Annotated in this window: 15 protein-coding genes and 4 tRNA genes; 9 read left to right on the top strand and 10 right to left on the bottom strand. The window is 70.7% G+C overall.

Going from position 1 to position 15,927, the window contains the following annotated elements:
* Window positions 1-96 precede the first annotated feature (96 nt).
* From J7E88_RS30325 to J7E88_RS30310, 4 genes are all read right to left on the bottom strand, one after another.
* Window positions 97-585: a hypothetical protein gene (locus tag J7E88_RS30325; protein WP_215186645.1), complete on the bottom strand. Its 489-nt coding sequence runs from the start codon at window positions 583-585 to the stop codon at window positions 97-99.
* 321 nt (window positions 586-906) lie between these two features.
* Window positions 907-1,269, bottom strand: a complete 363-nt coding sequence (locus tag J7E88_RS30320; RefSeq protein ID WP_215186644.1) for a CrcB family protein — start codon at window positions 1,267-1,269, stop codon at window positions 907-909.
* Window positions 1,269-1,718, bottom strand: a complete 450-nt coding sequence (locus J7E88_RS30315) for a CrcB family protein (RefSeq protein WP_308307665.1) — start codon at window positions 1,716-1,718, stop codon at window positions 1,269-1,271. The genes J7E88_RS30320 and J7E88_RS30315 overlap by 1 nt, the downstream gene beginning before the upstream one ends.
* A 53-nt stretch (window positions 1,719-1,771) precedes the next feature.
* The gene (locus J7E88_RS30310; protein ID WP_215186642.1) at window positions 1,772-2,122 is read right to left on the bottom strand and encodes a metallopeptidase family protein; all 351 of its coding nucleotides are present in this window, start codon (window positions 2,120-2,122) and stop codon (window positions 1,772-1,774) included.
* A 76-nt stretch (window positions 2,123-2,198) separates the two neighbouring features.
* Between J7E88_RS30310 and J7E88_RS30305 the strand changes: the two genes are divergently transcribed.
* The 4 genes from J7E88_RS30305 (at window position 2,199) to J7E88_RS30290 (ending at window position 4,162) form a co-directional block, all read left to right on the top strand.
* The gene (locus J7E88_RS30305) at window positions 2,199-3,764 is read left to right on the top strand and encodes a metallophosphoesterase (RefSeq protein WP_215186641.1); all 1,566 of its coding nucleotides are present in this window, start codon (window positions 2,199-2,201) and stop codon (window positions 3,762-3,764) included.
* A gap of 116 nt (window positions 3,765-3,880) precedes the next feature.
* A tRNA-Glu gene (locus tag J7E88_RS30300) sits at window positions 3,881-3,953 on the top strand.
* Window positions 3,954-3,991: 38 nt separating this feature from the next.
* Window positions 3,992-4,066 (top strand) — tRNA-Asp (locus J7E88_RS30295).
* Between the two features lie 22 nt (window positions 4,067-4,088).
* Window positions 4,089-4,162: transfer RNA gene (locus tag J7E88_RS30290), tRNA-Phe, on the top strand.
* Window positions 4,163-4,269: 107 nt separating this feature from the next.
* Here the strand turns inward: J7E88_RS30290 and J7E88_RS30285 are convergent.
* The 3 genes from J7E88_RS30285 to J7E88_RS30275 all read right to left on the bottom strand — a co-directional run bounded on the left by J7E88_RS30285 (window position 4,270) and on the right by J7E88_RS30275 (window position 6,357).
* Window positions 4,270-5,106 carry a cytochrome c biogenesis CcdA family protein gene (locus J7E88_RS30285; RefSeq protein WP_215186640.1) on the bottom strand — a complete coding sequence of 279 codons (837 nt, stop codon included), beginning with the start codon at window positions 5,104-5,106 and terminating at the stop codon, window positions 4,270-4,272.
* Window positions 5,103-5,840 (bottom strand): DsbA family protein, encoded by a 738-nt coding sequence (locus tag J7E88_RS30280; protein ID WP_215186639.1) that lies wholly within the window; start codon window positions 5,838-5,840, stop codon window positions 5,103-5,105. Before J7E88_RS30280 ends, J7E88_RS30285 begins: the two co-directional genes overlap by 4 nt.
* A gap of 61 nt (window positions 5,841-5,901) precedes the next feature.
* On the bottom strand, window positions 5,902-6,357 hold the full coding sequence (locus J7E88_RS30275; protein ID WP_215186638.1) for a hypothetical protein: 456 nt from the start codon (window positions 6,355-6,357) through the stop codon (window positions 5,902-5,904).
* A gap of 171 nt (window positions 6,358-6,528) precedes the next feature.
* Here J7E88_RS30275 and hrpA point away from each other — a divergent pair, with 171 nt between their 5' ends.
* From hrpA to J7E88_RS30260, 3 genes are all read left to right on the top strand, one after another.
* Window positions 6,529-10,479: an ATP-dependent RNA helicase HrpA gene (gene hrpA, locus J7E88_RS30270; protein WP_215186637.1), complete on the top strand. Its 3,951-nt coding sequence runs from the start codon at window positions 6,529-6,531 to the stop codon at window positions 10,477-10,479.
* A gap of 89 nt (window positions 10,480-10,568) precedes the next feature.
* Window positions 10,569-10,643, top strand: a tRNA-Asp gene (locus J7E88_RS30265).
* A 114-nt stretch (window positions 10,644-10,757) separates the two neighbouring features.
* Window positions 10,758-11,111, top strand: coding sequence for a DUF6274 family protein (locus J7E88_RS30260; protein WP_251023449.1), 354 nt, complete (start codon window positions 10,758-10,760; stop codon window positions 11,109-11,111).
* A gap of 377 nt (window positions 11,112-11,488) precedes the next feature.
* Here J7E88_RS30260 and bldC read toward each other — a convergent pair whose 3' ends face one another.
* Window positions 11,489-11,695 (bottom strand): developmental transcriptional regulator BldC, encoded by a 207-nt coding sequence (bldC, locus tag J7E88_RS30255; protein ID WP_003949541.1) that lies wholly within the window; start codon window positions 11,693-11,695, stop codon window positions 11,489-11,491.
* 478 nt (window positions 11,696-12,173) lie between these two features.
* Window positions 12,174-13,004: a hypothetical protein gene (locus J7E88_RS30250; RefSeq protein ID WP_215186636.1), complete on the bottom strand. Its 831-nt coding sequence runs from the start codon at window positions 13,002-13,004 to the stop codon at window positions 12,174-12,176.
* Between the two features lie 155 nt (window positions 13,005-13,159).
* Between J7E88_RS30250 and J7E88_RS30245 the strand changes: the two genes are divergently transcribed.
* Window positions 13,160-14,242, top strand: a complete 1,083-nt coding sequence (locus tag J7E88_RS30245) for a Glu/Leu/Phe/Val dehydrogenase dimerization domain-containing protein (RefSeq protein WP_215186635.1) — start codon at window positions 13,160-13,162, stop codon at window positions 14,240-14,242.
* A gap of 281 nt (window positions 14,243-14,523) precedes the next feature.
* Window positions 14,524-14,787 (top strand): DUF3073 domain-containing protein, encoded by a 264-nt coding sequence (locus J7E88_RS30240; RefSeq protein WP_177153145.1) that lies wholly within the window; start codon window positions 14,524-14,526, stop codon window positions 14,785-14,787.
* Between the two features lie 54 nt (window positions 14,788-14,841).
* Here J7E88_RS30240 and purM read toward each other — a convergent pair whose 3' ends face one another.
* Window positions 14,842-15,927 (bottom strand): phosphoribosylformylglycinamidine cyclo-ligase, encoded by a 1,086-nt coding sequence (gene purM, locus J7E88_RS30235; protein ID WP_215186634.1) that lies wholly within the window; start codon window positions 15,925-15,927, stop codon window positions 14,842-14,844.

The following is a 15,927-nucleotide window of genomic DNA, read 5'->3' as shown; positions in this document are numbered from 1 at the left end:
CCACCATACGCACCCCCCCCCGGTAAAGGCAAACCGCCCCCGAGTGACCCCGCTTACATCCCCGGCGTCCGGACCTCCGGCCCCGGCCCGGACGCCCTACGCCGGGCGGTCCTGGGGCGAAGCGGCGGGCTCGCCGTTCCCCAAGGCCCCGGCGGCCCGCCTCGCCCCCACGTGCACCTCGGGCGCCGAGGAGGCCGACGGCTGGCCGGTCGGTTCGCTCGGCTGCGGCGTGGGGCTCGTGGGCGGCTCCGGGGTCGGCTCCGACGGCGGCAGGGTCGGGTGCTGCTGGGTCGGGGACGGCGAACCGCCGCCATGGGGCGGCGTCGGCCTCGTCCCCGGCTTCAGGGGCTTCCCGCCCGGCACCGGGTCCGCCCCTGTGCTCGGCATCCCCTCGGCGCGCTTGCCCTTCTCCTTCCCGGCGGCGTCGGCCTCCTCGGCGTCCTTCCCGTCCCGCCCGTCCCGGCCGTGCTCGGCCGCCCCGCGCTGCGCACCGCCTGGGACGCCGTGGCCGCCGTCGGGCTCCGCGGCCACCCCGCGCTCCGCCGAGATGCTGGGCGCGGGCTTCCTGCCCGCGTCGTCGCTCACGCTCATACAGCCTGTCGAGGCCAGACCGCCCATGAGGCGACGATCCAGACGGCCTTCCGGCCGGGGGCTGACAACTGGCGCACGGGGGCACCTCCGGGACGAGGGGGCATGCGGGTCGCCCTGCCCAACTCCCGTCGCCCCGCCGGGGACACGCCCTCGACGCACCCGTCCCGCGCACCCCGCCGCGCCCGGGAACGGACCGGACCCGGCAAACCCCCGGCCAAAGCGCGACACGCCAGCCGCGACGGGAACGTACGGGACCCAGGCACCGCAGCCATCGCACGACACCCCCGCGCCGCACCGGACCCGCCCCTCGACCCGTCAGCCCACGATGCCGCGCGCCAACTCCACGCCCAGGAAGACCGATCCGAGCCCGATCAGCACGGAGGCGGCCACGTTCGCGACGGCCAGGAACTTCCAGCCGCGTTCGGCCAGGCGCAGCGTCTCGTAGGAGAACGTGGAGTACGTCGTGAGCGCCCCGCACAGCCCCGTGCCCAGCAGCGCGTACGTCCCCGAGGACACCGAAGCTCCGGCCAGCGCACCGAGGAGGAGGCTCCCCGCAGCGTTCACCGTGAACGTCCCCCACGGGAACACCGAGTCGTGCCGCGCCTGTACCGCACGGTCCGTCAGATAGCGCAAGGGGGCGCCGACCGCCCCGCCAGCGATGACCAGCAGCCAGTTCATCACGCGCCTGCCCGGGCCGCCCGCGCCGAGCGGTCCAGGGCCGCCCTGGTGAGGGAGGCGGCCAGCCACACGGCGGCCAGCGCAGCGGCGGCGGTGCCACCCGCGTACGCCACGGCGGCCCCTGCCTCCTCGCGTTCCAGCAGCTCGGTGAAGTCGAGGGCGTAGGTCGAGAACGTCGTGAAACCGCCGAGCACGCCCACCCCGAGGAACGGCCGGACCAGCGGGTGCGCGGTGCGGCCGCGCTCGCCCACCAGCACCATCAGTACGCCGATCAGGGCGCAGCCGAGCACGTTCACCCAGAAGACGGCCCAGGGAAACGCCCCCTGAGGAGCGGGCCACAGCAACAGAGCCCCGTAGCGGGCCGACGCGCCCGCCGCGCCACCCGCCGAGATCGCCGCGAGCACCGCCAACCCGTGTGCGCCCGCCAGTTCGGCGCGTTGGGCCGGCACATGGAGGTCGACGTCCGGATCGATCGCCTCCGGGAGGCCGTTCGGGCCGGAGCTCACCCGTACCCCAGGGCGTGCAGCCGCTCGTCGTCGATCCCGAAGTGGTGGGCGATCTCGTGCACCACGGTGATCTCCGTCTCCGCGACGACGTCCTCTCGGGTCTCGCACATCCGCAGCGTCGGCCCCCGGTAGATGGTGATGCGGTCCGGCAGCACACCCGCGTACCACTCGCCGCGATCCGTCAGCGGAGTCCCCTCGTAGAGCCCGAGCAGCTCGGGATCGTCCAGGGTGGGTTCGTCCTCGACGAACACGGCGACGTTGTCCATCAGCCGCGTCAGTTCGGGCGGGATCCTGTCCAGGGCCTCGGCGACCAGTTCCTCGAACTCCTCGCGCGTCATCTCCAGCACCTGGCCATTGTCACGCACGCCGAGCCCGCCGCGCCGCCCCGGCATGGTGACCGGTCGCGTGGGGCATACGGCACCAATGGCCCGCGAAGCCCCGGAATCGAACCACTTGCCCCGCCCGATCCGCCTGATCCGTACCGCGCTGCGGCGCGGCGGCCCCACGACTGTGCAGGCCACCGCACTTTCGCACACCCCGCGGCCCTGGACCCGCGCACTCGGCCTGACGGCCGTCGTCCTCGTCGGAGCCTGGCTCGGCCTGCTCATCGTCGGCAACGTCCGTACTCCGGTCGGCCCGATGGACACCACCATGACGCTGCGTCCCTCCTTCAGCGGCGGCACGAAGATCAACGTGTCCCCGCTCGGCGCCCTCGAACTCGACTCCCACGTCGCCCCCGTCCGCCTCGACGTCGACGTCGACCGCCTCGACCCGGACCGCTCCCGGGCCCTGGTCGAACACCCCGAGCGGCTGTCCGGGCTCCAGGACGAGATCTCCACCGATGTCCAGGACGGCACCACGGAGCTCGCGGTGCGCTCCTGCGTCGCCGTCGTCTCCGGCGCGACCGCACTGGGCCTGGCCGTCTACCGCCGCCCCCGTCGCGCCCTAGCCGCCGGCGGGCTCGCGCTCGCGCTCCTCGCCGCGTCCGGCGTCTCGGCGGCCGCGACCTGGAATCCGAAGTCCGTACTGGAGCCCAAGTTCTCCGGACTGCTGTCCTCCGCGCCGTCCGTCGTCGGCAACGCGCGCTCGATCGTGACCGAATTCGACGTCTACCAGAAGGAGTTGGCACGCCTGGTCACCAACGTCACCAAGCTGTACGACGCGACGTCGACGCTCCCGGCCTACCGGCCGGACCCGGGCACGATGCGGGTGCTCCACGTCTCCGACATCCACCTCAACCCGGCCGCCTGGCACATCATCGGCTCCCTCGTGAAGCAGTACGGCATCGACGTGATCATCGACTCCGGCGACACCATGGACCACGGTTCGTCCGCCGAGAACGGCTTCCTCGACCCCATCCGCGACCTGGGCGCGCCCTATGTGTGGGTCCGCGGCAACCACGACTCGCGTTCGACGCAGGAGTACCTGTCCCGGATGAAGAACGTCCACGTCCTCGACGAAGGGCGGGCCGTCACCGTCGCGGGGCTGCGCATCGCGGGCACCGGCGACCCGCAGTTCACCCCGGACCGGTCGGTCGTCGCCCAGGGCGACCCGGCGGAACGCATGACCGGCATCCGCCTCGCCTCCGCCCTGCGCGACCAGAAGAGCGCCGGGACGCCGGTCGACATCGCGGTCGCCCACAACCCCGTGGCGGCCCGCGAGACCGACGGCACCGTGCCGCTGGTCCTGGCCGGGCACATCCACAAACGGCACACCGAGGTGCTCAGGCACGGCACCCGCGTCAAGATCGAGGGGTCGACGGGCGGCGGCGGGTTGCGCGCGGTGCAGAACCAGGAGCCGGAGAAGGTACGCGCCTCGGTGCTCTACCTCGACCGGACGAACCGACAGCTCCAGGCATGGGACGAGATCACGCTGGGCGGCCTGGGTCTGACCACGGCGGAGGTCAGCCGCCATGTCGCCCGGCCACCGGACCCCGCCGCCTCGTCCTCCCCCTCGCCGTCACCGGGTTCGCCGACGCCGTCTCCGTAGGGGGCGTGCGGCGGGCGGGGACCGGGCGCCCCGAAAAGCGTTTTGGCGATAGCTCCCCGCATCCCATATGCTTCTCACGTCCCCGACGCGCTGCGAAGCGCCCAGGCGGGCCCTTAGCCCTCATCGTCTAGTGGCCCAGGACGCCGCCCTTTCAAGGCGGTAGCACGGGTTCGAATCCCGTTGGGGGCACGCATCACCGTGTGCGAGACTTGTCTCGCACCACGCTTGGTCCTGTGGAGCAGTTTGGAGTGCTCGCCACCCTGTCAAGGTGGAGGCCGCGGGTTCAAATCCCGTCAGGACCGCTGGAGCTCGGAAGAGTTTCTCGGCTGGGTAGCTCAGTTGGTACGAGCGATCGCCTGAAAAGCGATAGGTCGCCGGTTCGACCCCGGCCCCAGCCACCGTACGAAGGCCCCGATCCCCGGATCGGGGCCTTCGCCGTTTCCCGGCCCCGCCCCCCGGAAGCGTGAGCCGGGCCCCCGTCCGGTGGACGGGGGCCCGCACCGCGCTACGCCTTCTCCCGCTCTTCTCCCCGGCGCCAACCGCGCACGCCCAGGATCAGCGCCGCCACCGCGACCACCACGACGAGCAGCGCCCAGTCCGGGATCGCCCTGCCGATGCCCGCCGCCCACTCCTCCACCGCGAACGAGTCGTCGACCGACAGCAGGCCCGGCAGGGCCGTCGTGCCGTCGAAGACCAGGAACACGGCACCCAGCAGGACGAAGAACACTCCCGACGCCAGGGACGTCGTGTGCAGCCGGAACCGGCCCACGCCCAGTTCGCGCCCGCGGAGCCATCGGCGCGCGCCCAGATCGAAGCGGTCCCAGAGCAGGGCCAGCAGGAACAGCGGGACCGCCATGCCCAGGGCGTAGACCGCGAGCAGCAGGCCGCCGTAGACCGGGCTGCCGCTCAGGGCCGCCACGGTCAGCACGCTGCCCAGGATCGGGCCCGCGCAGAAGCCCGCCAGCCCGTAGACCAGGCCCAGGGCGTAGACCGACAAAACCGTCGTCGGACGGATACGGCCCGACACCTCGGCGATACGGCGCGAGGCGAAGCCCATCCCGAGGATCTGCGCGCCCCCGAGCGCGACGATCAGCCAGCCGCCGGCCGAGACCAGCAGGTCACGGTGGCCGTAGAAGAGCCGCCCCGCGAAGGACCCGGCCGCGCCGAGCGGGACCAGGGTGGTCGCCAGGCCGGCGTAGAAGATGCCGGTACGCGCCAGCAGCCGGCCCGTGGAGTCGATCGAGTACGCGAAGAACGCGGGCAGCAGCAGCGCGCTGCACGGACTGATCAGGGCGAGCAGGCCGCCGAGGAAGGCCGCCAGATAGCCGATGTCGTGCGTCACGAGCCCTGCTTCGCGGCCCGGGCCGCCGCCTCGATGGCCTCGGTGAACGTCTCCATGGGCTGTGCCCCCGCGATGGGCCGGCCGTTGACCAGGAAGGACGGGGTCGACGTGGCTCCCAGACCGTAGCCCTCCTCCTGGTCCTTCGCGACCGCCCGGCGCGCGGCATCGCTGTCCAGGTCACGCGCGAAGCGGTCGAGGTCGCCGACCCCGGCCTCGCGGGCCAGCGCGGTGAGGCGGTCCGGTCCGAAGCCCTTCTCCTTGGCATCGGCCGCGTACGCCGCCGCGTGGAACTGCCAGAAGCGGCCCTGCTGCCCTGCCGCCCAGGCGGCGCGTGCCGCGGCCTCGGACGCCTCGCCGAAGATCGGGAAGTTGCGCCACTCGATCCGCAGGACGCCTGCGTCGACGTACTTCTTCACCAGCTGCGGCTCGGTGTCGCGGGCGAACTTCCCGCAGTAGCCGCACTGGAAGTCCGCGTACTCGACCATCACGACGGGCGCGTCCGCGCGGCCCGTGGCCAGGGGGTCACCGGCCTCCCGGCGGGCGAGCCTCTCCAGCTCGGGGTAGGTGCCCGCCCGCGGTTCGGCGGAGACGTCGGCCACGGACGAGGAGCCGGCCGACGGCGCGGGGTCGGGCTCGGTGGCGGTGTACGAGGCGAAGCCGAGCAGCAGCGCGGCGACGAGGACACCCGCGCCGATGGCAAGCGGCTTGCCTGAGGGGGACGTGGCGGAAGACATGGAGGAGCTCCTGAGCGAGAAGGCCTGACGGGAGGAATGCCGGTGGAAGGGACCGGCGGGCCTATACGCGCAGGACGGACAGGTCGACCGCGGAGGGCGGCGCGAGTGGTGGCGGTCCGCGCAGGGGCGTCACGGCCGGCACGGCCTGGTCGCAGACGAGTGCGGAGCCGGCGGGGCCGTGGGCCTGGTGCAGGGCGGGAAGAAGCTCGTACGCGGATCCGCCGCGCGGCGGTACTCCGGGGTGCGCTCCGCTGCCCTCGCCCCCGGTGCGCTTCCCGCACCCGGACCGGGGCGCCGGATCCACCGCTGCGGGCGACATGTCCCCGGTGCCGACGGCCTCGGCCGGGGCGCGGCCGCCGGCGGCGCCGCCCGCGAGAGCCTCACCGCGACCGATGCCCGCCCCCCTACCCGCGCCGTCGGCAGCATGAGTCGCGGCCGGGAGGATGTCCGCCGCCGCTGTGCCCGTCGCGCATCCCAACAGCGCGCCGAGCAGTCCGAGCAGCAGGCTCGCGGTCACCGCGACACGGTGTCGGCGGTCGCCGCCGTTGTGCATGGCGCGCTTTTCCCCTCGGGACGTTCGGGACGTGCGGGATTACGGGAGGCATGAACGATTCGCTCCATACTGCACCAGCTTGCTGACGAAATGGGTTCGCCAGTGCTTTCCGGAGGGTGCGATCCTGGACTCCGTATGTCTACTTCCTTCGCCGACCTCCAGACCCTGCTGGCCGGGGCGTCCCTGCGCGACGCCCACCGGCTCGGCCGCCGTCTCGAGGGCGCCCGCCGCATCCGTAAGCCCGACGCGCGGCAGGCCGTGCTGGACGAGATCGCCGCCGAGGCCGAGAGGTCCGCGGCCCGTAACGCGCGGCGTGCCGAGCGCGTGCCCAAGGTCACGTACCCGGAGCAGCTCCCGGTCAGTCAGAAGAAGGACACGATCCTCGAGGCGATACGGGACCACCAGGTCGTGATCGTCGCGGGCGAGACCGGGTCCGGCAAGACGACCCAGATCCCCAAGATCTGCCTGGAGCTCGGCCGGGGTGTGCGCGGCATGATCGGCCACACGCAGCCCCGCCGTATCGCGGCCCGTACGGTCGCCGAGCGCGTCGCGGAGGAGCTGCGGACCCCGCTCGGCGAGGCGGTCGGCTGGAAGGTCCGCTTCACCGACCAGGTGAACCAGGACTCCACCTTCGTCAAGCTGATGACGGACGGCATCCTGCTCGCCGAGATCCAGACGGACCGCGAGCTGCGCGCCTACGACACGATCATCATCGACGAGGCGCACGAGCGATCCCTGAACATCGACTTCCTGCTCGGCTATCTCGCACAGCTGCTGCCGAAGCGCCCCGACCTCAAGGTCGTCATCACCTCCGCGACGATCGACCCGGAGCGGTTCTCCCGCCACTTCGGCGACGCCCCGATCGTCGAGGTCAGCGGCCGGACGTATCCGGTCGAGGTCCGCTACCGCCCGCTCCTCGAAGACGACTCCGAGGACTCCGACCGCGACCAGATCACCGCGATCACCGACGCCGTCGAGGAGCTGATGGGCGAGGGCAAGGGCGACATCCTCGTCTTCCTCTCCGGCGAGCGCGAGATCCGCGACACCGCGGACGCGCTCAACAAGAAGCAGTACAGATTCACCGAGGTGCTCCCCCTCTACGCGCGCCTGTCGCACGCCGAGCAGCACCGGGTCTTCCAGCCGCACACCGGCCGCCGGATCGTCCTCGCGACGAACGTGGCCGAGACGTCGCTGACCGTGCCCGGCATCAAGTACGTGATCGACCCGGGCACGGCCCGTATCTCGCGCTACAGCCATCGCACCAAGGTCCAGCGGCTGCCGATCGAGCCGATCAGCCAGGCCAGCGCCAACCAGCGCAAGGGCCGCTGCGGCCGTACCTCCGACGGCATCTGCATCCGGCTGTACTCCGAGGACGACTTCCTCACCCGCCCGGAGTTCACGGATGCGGAGATCCTGCGCACCAACCTCGCGTCCGTCATCCTCCAGATGACCGCGGCCGGGCTCGGCGAGATCGAGAAGTTCCCCTTCATCGACCCGCCGGACCACCGCAACATCCGCGACGGCGTACAGCTGCTCCAGGAGCTGGGCGCCTTCGACCCGGCGCAGAAGGACCCCCGCAAGAAGCTGACGCAGCTCGGCCGCAAGCTCTCCCAGCTCCCGGTCGACCCCCGGCTCGCCCGGATGGTCATCGAGGCCGACAAGAACGGCTGCGTGCGCGAGGTCATGGTCATCGCGGCCGCGCTGTCCATCCAGGACCCGCGCGAACGCCCCTCCGACAAGCAGGCGCAGGCCGACCAGCAGCACGCCCGCTTCAAGGACGAGACCAGCGACTTCCTCGCCTTCCTCAACCTGTGGCGCTACATCCGCGAACAGCACAAGGAACGCGGCTCGTCCAGCTTCCGCCGCATGTGCAAGCAGGAGTACCTGAACTTCCTGCGCATCCGCGAGTGGCAGGACATCTACTCCCAGCTGCGCACGGTGGCGAAGCAGATGGGGATCCACCTCAATGAGGAGGACGCCCCCGAGCAGTCCGTCCATGTCTCCCTGCTCTCCGGCCTGCTCTCGCACGTCGGCATGAAGGACGTGAAGGACGCCGGGGCGGAGGGCGGGAAGAACACAGCGAAGAACGAGTACCTGGGCGCGCGGAACGCCAAGTTCGCGATCTTCCCCGGATCCGCCCTCTTCAAAAAGCCCCCGCGCTTCGTGATGTCCGCCGAGCTCGTGGAGACCTCACGCCTGTGGGCACGCGTCAACGCGAAGATCGAACCGGAGTGGATCGAACCGCTCGCCCAGCATTTGCTGAAGCGTACGTACAGCGAGCCGCACTGGGAGAAGGACGCCGCCGCCGTCATGGCGTACGAGAAGGTGACGCTCTACGGCGTGCCCATCGTCGCCCAGCGCAAGGTGAACTACGGGCGCATCGACCCGGAGACCTCCCGCGACCTGTTCATCCGCAACGCTCTCGTCGAGGGCGACTGGCGCACACACCACAAGTTCTTCGCGGACAACCGCAAACTTCTGACCGAGGTCGAGGAGCTGGAGCACCGGGCCCGCCGCCGCGACATCCTCGTGGACGACGAGACCCTCTTCGACTTCTACGACCAGCGCGTGCCCGACCACGTCGTGTCCGGTGCGCACTTCGACTCCTGGTGGAAGCACAAGCGCCGCGAACAGCCCGAACTGCTCGACTTCGAGCGCGAGATGCTGATCAACGAGAAGGCCGGGGCGGTCACCAAGGACGACTACCCGGACTCGTGGCGGCAGGGCCGGCTGAAGTTCCCGGTGACGTACCAGTTCGAGCCGGGCGCGGACGCCGACGGTGTCACCGTCCACATCCCGCTCCAGGTGCTGAACCAGGTCACCGACGAGGGCTTCGACTGGCAGATCCCCGGCCTGCGCGAAGAGGTCGTCACCGAGCTGATCCGCTCCCTCCCGAAGCCGATCCGCCGCCACTACGTGCCGGCGCCGAACTACGCGAAGGCGTTCCTGGACAAGGCCGTCCCCCTCCAGGAGCCGCTGCCCGTCACCCTGGCGCGTGAGCTCCAGCGGATGGTCGGCGTTCCCGTCCGGGCGGACGACTTCGATCTCTCCCGGATCCCCGACCATCTCAAGATCACGTTCCGGATCGTCGACGAGCGCCGCAAGAAGCTCGCCGAGGACAAGGACCTGGAGGCGCTGCGGCTGGCGCTGCGGCCGAAGGCCCGTCAGGCGCTGTCCAAGGCCGCCGCCTCCTCCGGCCCGTCGGGTGAGGCGCTGGAGCGCACGGACCTGAAGGACTGGACGATCGGCACGCTGGCGCGGGTGTTCGAAACACGCCGGGCCGGCCAGCCGGTCAAGGCGTACCCGGCGCTCGTCGACGCGGGCGACAGCGTCTCCGTACGGCTCTTCGACACCGAGGCCGAGCAGACGCAGGCGATGTGGCAGGGCACCCGTCGCCTGATCATGCTGAACATCCCCGTGAACCCGGCGAAGTTCGCCTCCGACAGGCTGACCAACCAACAGAAGCTGGCACTGTCCCGCAATCCGCACGGTTCGATCCAGGCGCTGTTCGACGACTGCGCCATGGCGGCGGCGGACCGGCTCATCGCCGACCACGGCGGCCCGGCGTGGGACGAGGAATCGTTCCGGAAGCTGTTCGACAAGGTCCGCTCGGACCTCGTGGATCTGACCGTCCGGACCGTCGATCAGGTGCAGCAGATCCTGGCGGCCTGGCAGGCCTGTGAGCGGCGCCTGAAGGCCACGAACAGCCTGACTCTGATCAACAACGTCCAGGACGTGCGCGAGCAGCTGGCGGCCCTCGTGCCGGCCGGCTTCGTGACGCGCACGGGCCTGCGCAGGCTCCCCGACCTGATGCGCTACTTGATCGCCGTGGACCGCCGGCTCCAGCAGATGCCAACGGCCGTCCAGCGGGACACCACGCGCATGGACAAGGTCCACGAGATGCAGGACGAGTACGCCTGGCTGCTGGAGCAGCTGCCCCAGGGCCGGCCGGTGCCACAGGAGGTCCTGGACATCCGCTGGATGATCGAGGAGCTCCGGGTCAGCTACTTCGCGCATGCGCTGGGCACGGCGTACCCCGTGTCGGACAAGCGGATCGTGAAGGCGATCGACGCGGCGGCACCGTGACGGCCCCGTTGCCCTGGGTGAGTTCGACCCGGTCGGCAGACCTGCTGTACAGTCTCTCTCGCAGCCAGGGAACATCGGCTGCGAAACCTGGTCCTGTGGAGCAGTTTGGAGTGCTCGCCACCCTGTCAAGGTGGAGGCCGCGGGTTCAAATCCCGTCAGGACCGCGCCAGATGACGAAGGCCCGCATCATCACGATGCGGGCCTTCGTCGTTTGCGCGCGCAGGCCGTCTTGACGGCGCCATCGGCCACCGGTACCCAGGGTCCAGGGGGTGACGTACATGGCGGCGTCGACGGCGAGACGGTACGAGACGCGCGCGCTGCTGCGCGCCCACCTGGCGGCCGCCACGGGCTACCGCCATCTGACGAGGACCTGCCCCATCTGCCATCGGCTCCTGCGCCTCGCCATGGAGCGCCCCGACCGCGAGCCGACCGCACCGTCGGCCACGTCAGCCGCCGAGCCGGCCGCTCCCGCCGCTCCCGCCGCTCCCGCCGCCGACACTCCACCGGCTGGACCCGCCTCCGACACTCCACCGGCCGCGCCCGCCGCCGGTACTCCACCGGCCGGACCGCCGACACCACCCGCCGCCGACACGCCTGCCCCGGGCCGGGACGAAGGACTCTCCCGCGAGTGACCAACACCCGGCGCATCGTGCCCCTTTCGGTGACGGGCCGGCTTTTGGCAAGACGCGCGCACTGTGACGGGTGTCACCGAACAGGTTTCGGGAAGGGCTGAACTTAACCCCTCCCTACAAGCCCCCCATTTAATATGTGCCATTGCACCGCCGCCCCAGGAGCCCCGTAGGTCGACAGCGATGTCACCCCCCGGCCCCGCCGACTGCCGGCCCCGGCGCCCCCCACCACGCTTCCGGGCACAAAAAGATCGCGCTGGACCCGGCGGAGTCCAGCGCGATCGAAGACGAAGGCCTGTTGGGGCAGACGCGCGCCTGTGGAGCAGGTGGTGGGCTCATCCGAGGTGGGGGCCCCGGAAATGCCCGGTCAGACGGGGTGTTCAGGCCTCGCTGCGCTGCTGCGGAATACCCGCAAGCAGCGCACGGACCTCTGCCTCGCGGTAGCGGCGATGCCCCCCGAGCGTGCGGATGGACGTGAGCTTGCCCGCCTTCGCCCAGCGGGTGACCGTCTTCGGGTCCACGCGGAACATCGTGGCAACCTCAGCCGGGGTCAGCAGCGGCTCGGCATCAGGGGTGCGAGCGGTCATGAGCGGCCTCCTCGGGAGAACCGAACCTTCTCGGTTCTTTCCTCTAAATTCTGCACCTTGACCCACGTTGCCCGAAATGGCGGACGCGGGCCGAGTCGGTTATAGGACGAACGGCTTGTCCTCGGCACTACAACTACACCATCTGTCCAGCCACGTCGGCCAAACCGATGGAATTGCCCTCTCAGGTGTCCATCAACGGCGGAAGGCCGATGGACCATGCCATAACGGACAGTCACGTCACAGTGACGATCAGTCACAGAGCGATCAGGAGTCCTCAGACCCCCCATAGCGTGCAATGCTGAGTGATCCGCCCTTACTTGGACGGAAGGAACCCTCCCCGGACTCCTTGTCCTATTTTGACACGAGGGTAGGTGATGGGCGCAAGGGAGCGGTTAGTGCTATCCGTCACGCTTGGGGCAATCGCCCGGATCGGGACCTACGTCCCCTCCTCTGCTCCCGCCCCCGCCGCACACCTTGGTCAATTGGCGAACTGACGATCCTTCACGGCTCTCCAACGATCCGTCAGACGCCTGTACGCCTTTGCCGCGCCCTCGCCGTCCCCGGCCCGCAGCGCCGCGATCCCCTGCGCCGCGTCGGCCGCCGACCGGTCCTCGGCCAGAAGATCGCCGGGCAGGGCGTGCACCAGACCGCCGTAGTCCAGTTCGACCAGCGAGCGCGGATGGAACTCCTCCAGCCAGCGCCCCACGTCCACCAGGCTCTCGGTCAGCGGCCCCTCGTCGATCGTCTCCCGCAGCGTCCGCAGCGCCCGGGCGAGCCGTCGGCGGGCCTGGACCATCGGCGTCCGGTAGCGCAGCGAGGGAGCCGTCGCCGTGTACTCGCGTTCCTCGTCGGCGAAGAGCACGAACCATCCCACGGGCACGCCCCACACCGCCGTCCTGATCCACGGGCGGGCGTCCGGATTCCGCTCGCGCCACTGCTCGAAATCAGCGGCCGCCTGTCCCCGCACGACCGGTGGCAGCACCGCGTCCAGCAGCGGCGCCGGCAACTGGTCGGGCAGCTCCTCCAGCGCCAGCCAGCCCCGTAGCCGGGTCCGCCACGGGCACACGCACACCACACCGTCGACGTCGGTCACGAAGGCGTCCGCGCTCTCGTGGACGGGGACCGGGACGGGGGGCGTGGGCAGCAAGTCGGCCAGCGACCGTCGCAGCTCGTCCTGTGCGGTCGGGGTGTCGTCCCTGTGGGCGTAGCGCGCCCAGTGGCTGCGCTCGGGCTCGGGGAAGGCCGCCAGGGGCTCGTAGATCCGCAGATAGGCCGCGTACGGGACAAGGACCGAGGACAGCGCTGGCATGCCGCAAATCCTTCCATGCCCGTACTCCGCCGGGGGGTGATCTCCGGCACCAGGTCGGATCTACGCACGCGTAGGACTTACTCTCTTGCCCAGACGGACCTTCCCCACCCGCAGGAAGGCCCGCATCCGCCGCTTCGTACTTGGGAGTCACCACCGTGACCGATGTGACAGACGGCGTCCTGCACACCCTGTTCCGATCGGAGCAGGGAGGGCACGAGCAGGTCGTGCTCTGCCAGGACCGCGCGTCCGGCCTGAAGGCCGTCATCGCCATCCACTCGACCGCCCTGGGCCCGGCCCTCGGCGGCACCCGCTTCTACCCGTACGCCTCCGAGGAAGAGGCCGTCGCCGACGCGCTGAACCTCTCCCGGGGCATGTCGTACAAGAACGCCATGGCCGGTCTCGACCACGGCGGCGGCAAGGCCGTGATCATCGGCGATCCCGAGCAGATCAAGTCCGAGGAGTTGCTGCTGGCCTACGGCCGGTTCGTGGACTCCCTCGGCGGCCGTTACGTGACCGCCTGCGACGTCGGCACCTACGTCGCCGACATGGACGTCGTCGCGCGCGAGAGCCGCTGGGTCACCGGCCGCTCCCCCGAGAACGGCGGCGCGGGCGACTCGTCCGTGCTCACCGCCTACGGCGTCTTCCAGGGCATGCGCGCCTCCGCCCAGCACCTGTGGGGCGACCCGACGCTGCGCGGCCGCAAGATCGGCATCGCCGGTGTCGGCAAGGTCGGCCACCACCTGGTCGAGCACCTGCTCTCCGACGGCGCCCAGGTCGTGATCACCGATGTGCGCACGGAGTCCGTGCGCCGGGTCCTCGACAAGCACCCCGAGGTCACCGCGGTCGCCGACACCGACGCCCTGATCCGCACGGAGGGCCTGGACGTCTACGCCCCCTGCGCGCTCGGCGGCGCCCTCAACGACGACAGCGTGCCGGTGCTGACGGCGAAGATCGTCTGTGGTGCGGCCAACAACCAGCTCGCGCACCCGGGCGTCGAGAAGGACCTCGCGGACCGCGGGATCCTCTACGCCCCCGACTACGTGGTGAACGCCGGCGGCGTCATCCAGGTCGCCGACGAGCTGCACGGCTTCGACTTCGACCGGTGCAGGGCGAAGGCGTCGAAGATCTTCGACACCACCCTGGCAATATTCGCACGTGCGAAGGAAGACGGTATTCCGCCGGCCGCCGCGGCCGACCGGATCGCCGAGCAGCGCATGGCGGACGCCCGCCGTCGCTGAGCCGGGCGCCCGTCCGGCCCGCCCGTCCGGGGAGACAAGACTCACCCCGGTCGGCGGGTCGGACGCCGGGAAGAGGTTAAAATCGCAGTTGACCAGCGAGGACGGGGCTCCTCGCGGGTTGTGTGAAGCGGCACCTGATGCGGGCGGCGTACCGTATGGCCGCGGAAGCAGGTACCGTTGAAGCCCTACGGACCGAGCTCTTCACGGAGAGCCCGTTCCGACTCATGAACGCGTGTCAAGACTCTGGGGCCGTCGAGCCCCGTCACCGAGGGGGTCGAGCCATGGGGCGCGGCCGGGCCAAGGCCAAGCAGACAAAGGTCGCCCGCCAGCTGAAGTACAACAGCGGCGGGACTGACCTGTCGCGTCTGGCCAACGAGCTGGGCGCATCGACTTCGAGTCCGATTTCGAGCCAGCCGCCGAACGGCGAGCCGTTCGAGGACGACGACGAGGAAGACGACCCGTACGCGCGGTACGCGGACATGTACAACGACGACGAGGACGAGGACGACGAGTCCGGTCCGTCGTCACAGCGCCGCGGCGCTTGACGCAGTACTCACCGACCCGGTCCGGGGCCTGCCCCGGACCGGGTTCTGTGCTGTTCAGCTCGCGTAGTCACCCGTCAGCGCGGCACCCGTGCCATGGTCGCCGCGCTCGATGATCTCGCCCGCGACCCAGGCGTCCACACCGCGGTCCGCGAGGGTGGTCAGCGCCACGTCGACGGAGGCCGCCGGGACGACGGCCATCATGCCGACGCCCATGTTGAGGGTCTTCTCCAGCTCCAGCCGCTCGACCCGGCCGGCCGTGCCCACGAGATCGAACACGGCGCCGGGTGCCCAGGTGGAGCGGTCGACCGCCGCGTGCAGGTGGTCCGGTACGACGCGGGCCAGATTGTTGGCGAGCCCGCCACCGGTGATGTGGCTGAACGCGTGCACCTCGGTGGTCCGGGTGAGCGCCAGACAGTCCAGCGAATAGATCTTGGTGGGCTCCAGCAGCTCCTCGCCGAGCGTCCGGCCGAGCTCGTCGACCTGCGTCTCCAGCGACATCTTCGCCCGATCGAACAGGACGTGGCGCACCAGCGAGTACCCGTTGGAGTGAAGCCCCGACGACGCCATCGCGATGACCACGTCACCCGTACGGATGCGATCAGCGCCCAGCAGCCGGTCGGCCTCGACCACACCGGTGCCCGCCCCGGCGACGTCGAAGTCGTCCGGGCCCAGCAGGCCGGGGTGCTCGGCGGTCTCGCCGCCCACCAGCGCCGTACCGGCGAGCACACAGCCCTCGGCGATGCCCTTGACGATGCCCGCGACCCGCTCGGGGTGCACCTTGCCGACACAGATGTAGTCGGTCATGAACAGCGGCTCGGCGCCGCAGACGACGATGTCGTCCATGACCATGGCGACCAGGTCGTGGCCGATGGTGTCGTACACGCCCATCCGGCGGGCGATGTCGACCTTCGTGCCGACGCCGTCGGTCGCGGAGGCGAGCAGCGGTCGCTCGTAGCGCTTGAGGGCGGAGGCGTCGAAGAGGCCGGCGAATCCGCCGAGGCCGCCGAGGCCCGCGACTTCAGCGCGCTGCGTCTTCTTCACCCACTCCTTCATCAGCTCGACGGCGCGGTCACCCGCTTCGATGTCGACACCAGCGGCTGCGTAGCTGGCGCCGCCCTCGGCACTGGGAGTCTCACTCAT

Origin of the sequence: Streptomyces sp. ISL-10, assembly GCF_018614575.1 — a bacterium.
In the GTDB taxonomy this organism is placed as follows: Bacteria; Actinomycetota; Actinomycetes; order Streptomycetales; family Streptomycetaceae; genus Streptomyces.
The sequence above is the reverse complement of the archived record's forward strand: the minus strand, read 5'-3'. Positions and strand labels throughout refer to the sequence as shown.